Source organism: Chryseobacterium lineare (genome assembly GCF_977014045.1).
The window spans coordinates 1448557-1460390 of record NZ_CDRNIQ010000001.1; the positions used below are offsets into that span (position 1 = coordinate 1448557).

The 11834-nt window shown below is 38.7% G+C and carries 6 protein-coding genes; all 6 read right to left on the reverse strand.

Annotated elements, in window-relative coordinates:
- Window position 1 precedes the first annotated feature (1 nt).
- Entirely contained in the window at window positions 2-2584 is a 2583-nt protein-coding gene (locus ACWNCI_RS06355) for a TIM-barrel domain-containing protein (RefSeq protein WP_449387627.1), read from the reverse strand.
- A 10-nt stretch (window positions 2585-2594) separates the two neighbouring features.
- Window positions 2595-4550, reverse strand: coding sequence for a glycoside hydrolase family 97 catalytic domain-containing protein (locus ACWNCI_RS06360; protein WP_449387628.1), 1956 nt, complete (start codon window positions 4548-4550; stop codon window positions 2595-2597).
- A gap of 23 nt (window positions 4551-4573) precedes the next feature.
- Complete coding sequence (locus tag ACWNCI_RS06365; RefSeq protein WP_346985071.1) at window positions 4574-6589, reverse strand: NPCBM/NEW2 domain-containing protein; 2016 nt, start codon at window positions 6587-6589, stop codon at window positions 4574-4576.
- Window positions 6590-6730: 141 nt separating this feature from the next.
- A complete protein-coding gene (locus ACWNCI_RS06370) occupies window positions 6731-8122 on the reverse strand; it encodes a glycoside hydrolase family 43 protein (RefSeq protein ID WP_449387629.1) in 1392 nt (463 codons plus the stop codon).
- Window positions 8123-8139: 17 nt separating this feature from the next.
- A complete protein-coding gene (locus ACWNCI_RS06375) occupies window positions 8140-9258 on the reverse strand; it encodes a glycoside hydrolase family 43 protein (RefSeq protein ID WP_449387630.1) in 1119 nt (372 codons plus the stop codon).
- 91 nt (window positions 9259-9349) lie between these two features.
- On the reverse strand, window positions 9350-11803 hold the full coding sequence (locus ACWNCI_RS06380) for a glycoside hydrolase family 31 protein (protein ID WP_449387631.1): 2454 nt from the start codon (window positions 11801-11803) through the stop codon (window positions 9350-9352).
- Window positions 11804-11834: the final 31 nt, after the last annotated feature.

An 11834-nucleotide genomic window follows, 5' to 3' on the forward strand; every position in this document is an offset into this window, starting at 1 on the left:
TTTAAAATTTAATGGTAAGTTCATTCCCTTCGTAAAAAATTTTTTTGGTAATAACTTCCTTATTGATGCCTATAATCTCAAGATTAAAAATTCTATGGCTTGTTTGTCCTCTATAAAAACCAGAACGGGTTTCAATCTGTAATTTTCTTTTTTTATCATTCCATTTGAAAGGAATCAAGGTGTAATTCCCTTTTTCATAGTTATAATTATCACCTTCGTCTTCGTACAAAGTAAAATTTCCATCATTGCCCGCATATATTTTTATAGTAAGCTCCTCATTAGATTTTTCTGAGGAATATTGCATTACACGACCAAAAGGAATTATAGAGCCTGATTTTATAAAAAGTGGAATTTTATTTTGCGAAGCATCGGCTAAAATGGTTTTCCCACCATTATTTTTTTGGTTGGTGTAGAAATCGTACCAGAAATAGCCGTTAGGAAGATAAACGTCCCAATTTTCAACATTTGGTTTGATAACAGGAGCAACCAGTATAGATTTTCCAAACATATACTGATAAGACTGTTCAATAGCTTTTTTATCTCCTTGAAAATCCATTACCATAGGCCGCATAATGGTAGAATTATTTTTTGAAATTTCCCAGGATTGAGAATAGATGTAAGGCAATAATTGATATCTAAGATTCATCAAATCGCGCATATCGCTTTCAATTTTTTCTCCATATTTCCAAGGTTCTGTTTCAGACTGATAACCGTGCATCCTGAAAACCGGACTAAAAACACCCCACTGAAACCATCTCATCAAAATATCGTGGTATTTTGGGTCAGAATATTGGGAAGAACCGGGACGGAAAAATCCGCCAATATCGGTTGTCCAGTAAGGCATTCCGGAGATGGAATAATTAAGTCCGGCCACAATTTGCCTTCTGTAAGCATCCCAATCCCAGCCAATATCACCAGACCAATTGATCGTTCCGAACCGCTGTTGCCCGGGAAATGCAGACCTGGTTAAAATGACTACTCTTTTATCAGGATTAGTTGCTCTCTGTCCCTCATAAACTGCTTTGCTCACAAAAAACGGATACGTCAATCTGTAAAATTCACCAATTCCAAAAAAAGTATTTTTCCCGACCAATGCATCATTTTCCGGTTCTGTAGCATCCATCCACCAGGAATCTACTCCATTGTGAAAAAGATTTTTGTTCAACGCATTCCAATGTATTTTTTGTGTTTTCGGATTAAAGATATCAATCCACGGGCTGTCTGGGATGTACAGCCCATCATAATCTTTGGCTACCTCAGATTTTTTATCTAAATTTTCCCAAACGGATACTGAAAATTTTGAGTGAAGCTGATGCAATTTTTCAATAAACTTTTCGGGTTCAGCATAGTTTTGCTCATCAAATTTAGGTACGCCCCAACCATATTTTCCCCAATACTGCCAATCCTGAACAATGACATCTACCGGTAAATTACGCTTTCTAAATTCTTCTACTGTCTTTACCAGATGTTCTGCAGAAGTATATCGCTCTCTGCATTGCCAATATCCGAAAGCCCATTTTGGTAACATCGGCACCTTACCTGTGATTTCCCGGTAAGACGAAATAATCTCATCTGAATTATTGCCTACAAATAGGATATAATCTAATGACTTACTGTGCGGTGAACGGAATGTAGAAATATCTTCCGCCGATTTATACTGTAATGAAGGGCTGTTGGTTGCTTTACAAATCACCTGAAAATGATGTTCCCCTTTCGTAAGAAAAACTTTAGTACTCACGGCAGGAGGAAGCCAAAGGTTAGACTGGTCTATTATCGGTTTTCCATCGATGGAAAGAAAATGACGGTTATCCATATTCCCCAAGTCCAGCATAAAAGTATATTCTCCATCTTTTTTAATTAAAATCTTACCTGTATGCAAGGCTTGTTGCTGAGAAACTTTTACGGTTCCTGAAGTACCGGTTACTTCTCTCTCTACCCCATCAGTGACGGCTTCTTTTTCCAAAGGAACTGATTCGTCTGCCGGATTATACCAGGTTAATCCAAACTGATTCCACAAGATTCCGTATCCTTTTGAAGAATACAAAAAAGGCAAAGCAATCTGGCTGTTGACCTGAATGAGTTTTCTGCTGATATTTTTCAAATTGTAATGACCATCCTGAAACTGACCTAATCCCAGAAGCTGCTCATCTTTATCATTGATAAAACTTTGCTCTGCAATATAACATGATTGAGAAGAGACTCTACTTTCTGTAAGCTTTCGGCTATTTACAGCTTCTGAAAGCAAAACTTTACCATTGCTATCCAGAAAGGTAAGCTGAGCCGTTTTTTTATTGAACAAAACAGCATAATTTTTAGTTTTCAGTTTTAAAGAAGAGGTATTTTCTTTAAATTTAAAATCTGAAGAATTATTTTCATTGATAAAAACAAACTGATTTTCTTCCGGTTTTATTTCTTTTATAAACTGTATTCTTACCGCATTTTCATTCATAGGTCTTAAGACTAAATATCCATCAGAAAGCTTCACAGAAACCTCTTCAGTATTCTTGCTATAGGATAAATAGTGTTGTCCAAAAACTAAAATGGGAAGAACGGTAAGCCAATATGTTATTATTTTAAATCTCATAATTAAACTTTTACAGAAGAGAAATCACCGCCACAAAACCGCCTTGTCGCAACACTTTCACATCGATAGAATCCGTACTTTCTATGACAGAATTATCGGTTAAAAGCTGTTTATCATGTTTCCCGTCTTTGATTAATCTCAGTTTGTATTTTTTATTTTTATCTAGAAAATGAAACTTAATTTTGAGCATTTTTTCAGTATTCTCCCCATTGATTCCACCGATGTACCATTGCGTATTTTTGTTCCTTGCCATCACCACTTCTTTCCCGGGAAAGCCTTGTAATAAAAGTGTTTTGTCCCAACTTGTCGGAATTTCTCTTAAAAATTTCTTGGGTTCATCAGGCAATTCATAATAACCTTCCGGTCTGTCGGCGAAATGCTGAAGTGCAGATTCGAATAAAACGCTTAAGGCTAACTCGTGACCATAAGAAGTCAGATGTGGAAACTGTGAATTGGTAAATGTTACGGGTGTGTAATCCATAGAACCAACCACATTTCTGGTAAAAGGAAGAATGGTGTTGTGAACAGGCGCAGTTGCGGTAAATTCAGGACCGTTGTTGTACCATTCGGCACCGCGAACCGCTTCGTACGTCATCAGGTTCGGATACGTTCTGGCCCAGCCTCTCGGAACCAGACAGCCGTGAAAATACACCATCATTTCAAACTGAGAAGCATCTTCCAGAATATCAATGTAATATTGAATCATATCCTGCTTTTCACTTTCGAAAAAATCTACTTTTACACCAGCAACGCCTAGCTTTTTAAGCTTTGAAAATTCTGCCATACGATTCTCGTGCGTAAGCATTCTGTCTTTTGGCGTAGAAGAAACCCATGTATGGTCGCCACCCGAATTGTACCACATCAAAGGTTTGATGCCTTTGGAATGAATATATTTCAAAGCATCTTCCAGGTTTCCACCATTTCCCATCGAGTCCCATTCCCAGTCGAGCAACGTGTATGGCCAATCCATCGCAACCGCCAAATCTGCAAATTCGCAAACCGTTTTGAAATCTTTGGTCCCGTGATTACTCGACCAATAATTCCAGGAAACTGTGCCCGGTTTTATCCAATCCGTATTTTTAATGACCGAAGGCGGTGCAACATCATCCACCAAAGTGGAAGCTACAATATCATTAAGATTCCCAAGGATGATGACTCTCCATGGAGATTTCCACGGAAAAGTGATTTTTGGCAAAGATTCTCCTTTTCCGCGACCGTCTTTCGGGTCTGGAAACGTGATTTTATATTTATTTTTATCTGATTTGTTGCTTAATTTAGAACCACAATAAGTTCCATCAACAGCCGATTCGTGCAGTAAAAACCAGCAATTATCCTTGGTCTGAAAAAGTGCCGGATAACACCACTCTTCCTGCTGAATTTTGTCGCCAACCATTGATGCATAAAGTCCTTCATTTGCCGGATTCCATTTTTCTGTCCAACGTGTGGCTTCCTGGTTGACAGAATAGGAAGTCAATTCATCCTGAACGGTGAAATTTCCCTTTCCTGACAGTGAATATCTGAAAGCAATGCCGTCATTATAAACCCGAACAGTGATATTTAATTTCTTCTTTTCTGTATTTTCAAAGGTAAAAACAACTTCATTTCCTTCATTTTGTCTTTGAGAAGATTTTCCGTGAGGCATCGAATAATTTTCCTTTATTAAAAGCAGTTTTGACGATTTCATTAATTTCATTTCATCAAAAGAAACGCCTTCGGAAAGAATTAATCCCAAATCAATTGCCGAGATGGCTTCTGTAATTTTTCCATTATCATTAAATTTCACATTCAAAGACCATTTCCCGTTTTCGGTATTATTTAAGTTGAAAAGACTAACTATAATTTTCTCATTGGGAGATTTCACCATCAAATTATTCGCTGAAATCCAATAAGAAAAACCAAACAAAACCATCAACAGAATTGTTTTTGGGAAGATATTTTTAACGATATGATTTTTGATGCTATTCATTTTGATTTGGATTTCTCACTGAACTATTTTGAAATGAATTTATAAAAAGAAACGCCGTGCGCCGGAATATCCAAAGCCAGATTTTCCTTATCTGTATTGATTTTTGCAATATCTTTTTGTCTCCAGATATCTCTCACAACCTGATTTCCCGAAATTCCTAACGATTTGAAATCCTTGTAAGAAATCTTTACTTTTTCTCTTCCGAAATTGGCAAAAGCCACCGCTTTCCCGCCGTCTTCCAGTTCTTTGACATAAATTTTAAGTTCGCCGATCGTCTGCAGGCAAACACCCTGTTTTCCTAAAACGTCTTGGTTAACGGCAATGACTTCATCATTCGTTAAAAGATTTAAGGTAAAATCATCCAGTTTTTCAAGGTCGCAACCAATTAGCAACGGCGCAGAAAATATACTCCATAAACTGATATGTAAATACTGTTCATCGGGTTTCAAACGGCTCTGGTGCGGATTTCCCCAACCTACAATGCCGACAACCAGCATATCCGGGTCGTTCCAGTTGCCGGGTTTTGCATACGGCGCGGCTTTGTCCTGTGCTAATGCAATGTTTTTTACACTTGCCCAGGTATCAGTAATATCGTTGGTGGTTCGCCAGGATTGCGCATCGCTCTCGTCACCCCATTTCCAGACATCGCCCATCCCGTATTGACAAAGGTTATAGACAATATCTCTCGGTTGCTGTTTCAAAAGACGGCCCATCAATTTGAATGGTTTCACACCTTTATCCAAATCTCCGCCGCCGTTGAAAGCCAGTGAAGGAACTTTGTTCGGATCGTTATCAGGCAAACCGTCAATCACACCGCCGTAACTGCACCAGTCGTATTTCAGATAATCCACGCCCCATTTGGCATAACTTTCTGCGTCCTGTTTTTCATAACTGTAGCTTCCGGCGCAACCACCGCAAGTCCACGGTCCGGGCGAAGAATAGATTCCCATTTTCAAACCGTTTCCGTGAATGTAATCGCCGAGATTTTTCATATCAGGAAATTTGGAATTAGTTAAAATATAACCGTTTTCATCCCGCATTTTTCCTTTAAAAGACGGATCTTTTCCGTCTCTGTTAAATTGCCAGGAATCATCAATATTGATATAATTCCAACCGTGATTGACCAAGCCGGATTTCAACAAAGCATCGGCTGCGCGTTTTACTTTATCAGCAGAAACTTCGTGTCCGAAACAGTTCCAGCTGTTCCAGCCCATTGTTGGCGTGAGTGCGATTCTGTCGCCTATTTCTATCTTTAATTTTTTTGAAGCTGACCCTTTTGCGTTTTTTGCATTCAAGACAAGTTCATAAGTTCCTTTTTTATCCAATTTTCCGGTAATAATTCCGGTTTCCGAATCTATTGTTAAACCTTTTGGAAGATTGTTTGCCGAAAAAATCATTGGTCTGTCGCCTGTCGCGGGAATTCTGAAAAGAAAAGGTGATCCCGGACGAGCACCATAAACGCCTGCCGAATTAATTTTTGGGGTCGGAGTTGGTTTTGGGGTTAAAATATAAGGCTCCGAAGCAATTGGATTGAATGTTTCCAGCGTATTGATTCCGATGGTTTCAAATTTCGCATTCACCCAATCGGCATGGTCGTAATACGGGCCGTTTCCACCATCAGCAACGACTAATTCTAATTGTTTAATTCCTTTCAATAATACAGAAACAGGTTTCGCTTTGTCGCCCAATTTCATAATTCCGCTTGACCAGAGTTTTTTGTTGTCACCATAAATTTCAAATTCGACGGCAGGATTTTGTCCTTTTATTTCGTCGTCAATTCCTACCAAAGCTGAGAATTTTTTGACTTTTCCATTTAATTTAATCAACAGGGAACTTTCAGCGTGCGTTCCAAAACCTCTGTCGAAAGTTTCGCCTGCAATCGTCATTTTTTTTCCATCCACAGAAGTATTGATTCCGGGTTTGCCGTGACCTTGCGTGGCGACGCTCAAATCCAATTGGTCCAGCCAAACGATGGATTGTGCATTTAAACAACATCCGGCAATGAGAAAATTGAGAATAAAGAGTTTAAATCTGTACATTTTTGAAATTAATTAAGATGATTTATTGCGTTTAAAAAATATAGAGTTGTCCATAACTTCACCTAGTCTTCGACTCCACTAAAATTCAAACGTCTACTATGAAATGTCACACTGAGCGAAGTCGAAGTGTCTGTGTAATTTTTAATTTGCACTGAATTTCCACCAATCAAAATAGAAAAGGTCTTTGCTCCCTTTGAATACGAAATACACATCGTGTACGCCTTTTATATTTTTTACCGAAGATTTTATGGTTTTAAAAACATCGCCTTCCGCTTTTCCGGTGACCTGAACGGTTCCTAATATGGGTCCGTCAACAGCATCGGTGTGGATTTCTATGCTTCCACCGTTCATTGAGGCAACTGATACTTCAATAAATTTTGTTCCTTTTGAAAAATCAACGCCCTGAACTTTGAGGTAATCTCCGTTGTTAATTGATGAAACCACGAGACGATCGGTAATTTTTTTGCCTGTGTCGTAAGGATTATTCCTTTCCCACTCGGTCATTTTTTCTGTTTTCAAACCTTCACTGTACGCAATGGTTTCCGCTTCAACTTTTTCATACGGATTCAAAGTTGCGATTCTTTTCACGCCTTCAGGATTCCAGAACGGCAGTTTTTGAATGGTGCCATCGGCATTATAAGTCATTTCGCTTACACAAATGGAACGGCGCTCATAATGCTTGCTTATTGTTTGTTTTCCCAGATTGTAATGGAAACCGAAGGCATAAGATTTTCCTTTGTAATCTATGATTCCGGGATGATTTCCATTGGAGCGTTTGTCGCTGTCCATAATCATTCCCTTGAATTCCCACGGACCGGTTGCCGATTTGCCCATCGCATAACCAATTCCTTCCGGGCAACAAGTGGACGCATACGCCATATAATAATTTCCGTTTCTTTTCCACGCCCACGGTCCTTCCTGATAATGAAACGGATCGGGAGAACCTTTGACTTTGGCAATCGAAGGGTCTTTTACGACCGGTCCATCCACAGAAATCATATCTTTATTCAATTTTACGTACCATAAATTGGGATTTCCCCAGTACAGATAAGCCTGTCCATCATCATCAATGAGAACCGTCGGGTCGATATCATCGCTTGAATTTTTAACCAACGGTTTCCCGATTGGGTCTTTGAAAGGCCCATACGGACTGTCGGCTACCAAAACACCGATTCCTCTCTGTCCGGGCATCGGGCAATACATATAAAACTTGCCGTTTCTTTCGATAACCTGAGGCGCCCACGCTCCATTTTCAGGGTCAGTCCACTTGAAATCCTTTAATGAAGCCACAACGCCGTGGTCTGTCCAATTGACCATATCGGTCGAAGTATACAACAGCCAATCTTTCATTTTAAATCCGAATGCATCATCTTCATCGTGACTGGTGTATAGAAAAACGGTGTCCTTATATACCATCGGCGCAGGATCAGCCGTGAATTTGGTCTGAATGATGGGATTTTGGGCAGACAGCGAAAATCCTGTCAGCAGTAATCCTATATTTAAAGTATATTTTAAAAATGTTTTCTTAATCATAATTAGTTTTTTTGAATTTAATATTTAATGATTTGTTCTGTCCACGTCGGACCTGTAATGTAAAACATTCCGTCTTTGTAATGAACGGGTTCGATTCCCATTTGCGGACCTAATTCCCAAGGCTGGAAAGTCTGACTGTATGGATACGGTCTTTTTTTGTACATAAAATAATGGCAGGAATTCCAGAGATTTCCGTCGGGACCGATGAAAAGTGCATTATGTCCGGTTTCCTGATAAGGATCTTCTGTATCTGTAAAAAATAGATTATCGTAGCCGTTTTCTTTTGCCATTTCGGTTCTGTAACCTTTTTTTCGAGTTCCGAAAATAGGCTCAGGTGATGCCAGTTCCCAAGGTCCAAGAGGTGATTTTGATTTCAATAAACCAACTTCATAACCTCGAGTCCAGGTGGAGAAAAACATAAAATAAGTACCCTCTTTTTTGATGACGAAAGGTCCTTCGATTCCGCCAACCATCCATTCCGGCCATCCGGGTTGTTTTTTGTCGAGAAATTTTTGAATAGGTGTAGTTAATTTCCCTGTTTTCAAATCAATTTTAGCCTGAAAAAGTCCGTTGCCACTGCAATACAAGTAAACCTGACCGTCTTCGTCTTCAAACAAGGTTGAATCATTATTATATTGAGGCGTCAAAGGTCCGTTGACCAATTTGTAAGGACCGGTCACTTTATCTGCTGAAAACAACCAAACGCTGTGCGTCGCCATTCCTTTCGGGTCTTCTTTGGTAACTTTTCCGCTGTTCACGGTAAGCCAATATTTCCCCTGAATAAAATGAATTTCCGGAGCCCAGAATCTGCCGTTGTAAGGCGTGTCTTTCGGAAGTTTTTTGGCATCAATGATAAAAGAATGCTGCTTCCAGTTGATCATATCTTTAGAAACCAACATTCGGACACCGGGATTCGGGCCTGTCCAGACCGGGTTGGAAGTTCCCACGCAATACCACATATCATCTACTTTAATAATAAAATGATCGCGCATCGAAATGGCGGAATCTCTCGTAATTGGATTGGTGTAGCGAAATTCTTTCTGTAAGGAAGTTTTGCTTTTTTCAGATTGAGCAAATCCATTATTCAAAGTAAAAATAAATAATGAGAATGCGAGAATATTTTTTAAAATCTTCATATTTTAATTTTATCTTTTATAAGAACTTTCATCCATTTTCAAATAGTTTTTTCGTAACCGCCGTTGTCGACTACTACTTAAAGTTTTATCATTATTTAAAAATAACTTTAACATTTTTACCTGAATAAGGCACCATTTTCTGCTGACCATCCGGAAGAATAATGGTGAAGCTTCTGTTCTCAATCATTCCCTTATATTTTCCTTTTCTAGTGTCAATGGTAAGTGTACGGGATTTGTCATTCCAATGCATTGGAATTTCGGTGTAATCGCCTTTTTCGTAATTGTAATTGTCGAATTCATCTTCGTACAATACAAAATCTGCATCTGAACCCGGATAGACTTTCAGGGTAAGATTATCCCATTTTTTCTCTGTTGCATATTGAACATCGGGACCAAACGGAATAATGCTTCCCGATTTCACATACAACGGAATGCTTTGAAGATTAACCGTTTTCTGAATTTCCTGACCGCCTTTTTGTTTTTCATTCGTCCAGAAATCAAACCAGTCTGATCCTGCCGGAAGATAAACTTTCACGGTTTTATTTTGTGTGAAATCTACATTGGAAAGTGTATTTTCTTTGCTTTCCTCTTTTTTATCCCAGCCTTGATTTTCATCTGTTTTTACAATTTTTTCAGATGTGTATTGAGGATTAAGAATTGGCGCAACTAAGAATGATTTACCGAAAAGATATTCATTATTGATATCCCAGGTTTTTTTGTCTGATGAAAAATCCATCGAAAGCGCGCGCAGAAAACTCGAATTATTTTTGGAAACATCCCACGAAACAGAATAGATGTACGGCAACATAGTGTAACGCAACTTGATAAATTTCTCTATCGCATCGTAAACCACATCGCCTTTTTGCCCGAACTGGTAAATTTCTCTTGGTACATCAGTTCCGTGAGAGCGCATCATCGGCGTGAATGTTCCGTATTGCAGCCAACGAACGTACAATTCCTGAAACATCGGATTTTTTGAACCTGAACTCTCGCTCCAGCCTTTTTTGTAACTTCCGGCAAAGAATCCACCGATGTCCGAATTGAAATTAGGGTTACCGGTAAGGCTAAAATTTAAACCAGCCGGAACCTGATTTCGCAACGATTCCCAGGAAGAATTGACGTCACCCGACCAAGTATTTGCGCCATAACGTTGCTGTCCTGCAAAGGCAGATCTTGTCAAAATAAAAACTCTTTTATCACTCGTTGTAGCCCGCTGATGGTCATAAACGCCACCAACAGCCATCAACGGATACGCATTTCTAACTTTTCTGAAAGAGCCTAAATATGTTTTGGTATCTAAATCTTCGGGTTTCTGGCTAAGATGATCCGGTTCTGTAGAATCCATCCACCAAGTGTCTACGCCAAGACTGAAAACGCCTTTGTTCAGATATTTCCAATAAATATCTCTGGCTTCGGGATTGTAGGCATCGTAAACACGCACTCCGGAAGGATAATTCATATCCGGAGGCCAGACTTCTCTGCCTGATTCCGGCCAGGTTTTAAAATTGAAAAGCATTCCTTTTTTATCCATTTCACGATATTGATTCGTCATCGGTCCGAATGACGACCAGATGGAAACAGATAAATGCGCATTCATTCCGTGGATGTCATTGATCATTTTTTTGGCATCAGGAAAATCGGGGCTGATGAAATCCATTGCATTCCAATGGTAATTGTTTCCCCAATATTGCCAATCCTGAATAATTCCGTCCAAAGGAACTTTCAGATCACGGTATTTTTTTACCACATCTACCAATTCATCCTGACTTTTGTAGCGTTCTTTGCTTTGCCAATAACCGTAAGTCCACAACGGAATCATTGGCACATTTCCTGTCAGATTTCGCATTCCGGCAATGATGCCATCCGCATTTTTTCCGTAGATAAAATAATAATCCACACCTTCTCCAACTTCCGAAGAGAATGATGTTTTATCCGGTTTATCGGTAAATTGTGTCGGAGAATAATTATCCCAAAAAACGCCGTAACCTTTTACAGACTGGAAAAAAGGTACGAAATCCCAAGTATTGTTCTGCACCATTCTGATGTCCTGATTCCGTTGGGATAATTTTCCGTTTTGAAGAATTCCCAAGCCGTAAATTGGCTCTTCTTTTTCTAATTGAAAAGATTGGGTTACAGAATAAGTTGGATTTCCGGCGTCATTAAAAGTTTTGAAATCACTTCCTTTTTCTTTCAGAAGTTCTTTTCCGGATGGTGTTTTGTAAGTAATCGTTCCATTTTTAGCATCAATAAAAAGCTGTAAATCATTCGTTTTTAATGAAATAATATGGTCATTTTCTGAAACTGAAAATTTAGTTTTCTGTTCTTGTTTAATGACAGACAAGCTGTTTTTCTCAAATGATTTTCCTGAAGGATATTTAATAACTCTAATCGTATTTTCTCCATACAATTTCAATTCAACATTCATCTTATCGGCAGAAAATTTCAAACCTGAATCTGTTTTCTGATAAGATTGTGCATTGATATTTCCCGACACAATAACAATCGTGATAATGAGTGTTTTTATTTTTATATTATTGAAATTCATTGATTTATGACTTTTTAGATTAGAATATTAA

Coding starts and splice junctions, on each gene's coding strand:
- ACWNCI_RS06375 (WP_449387630.1), bottom strand. CDS start 9,258: ATGAAGATTTTAAAAAATATTCTCGCATTCTCATTATTTATTTTTACT.
- ACWNCI_RS06370 (WP_449387629.1), bottom strand. CDS start 8,122: ATGATTAAGAAAACATTTTTAAAATATACTTTAAATATAGGATTACTG.
- ACWNCI_RS06365 (WP_346985071.1), bottom strand. CDS start 6,589: ATGTACAGATTTAAACTCTTTATTCTCAATTTTCTCATTGCCGGATGT.
- ACWNCI_RS06380 (WP_449387631.1), bottom strand. CDS start 11,803: ATGAATTTCAATAATATAAAAATAAAAACACTCATTATCACGATTGTT.
- ACWNCI_RS06355 (WP_449387627.1), bottom strand. CDS start 2,584: ATGAGATTTAAAATAATAACATATTGGCTTACCGTTCTTCCCATTTTA.
- ACWNCI_RS06360 (WP_449387628.1), bottom strand. CDS start 4,550: ATGAATAGCATCAAAAATCATATCGTTAAAAATATCTTCCCAAAAACA.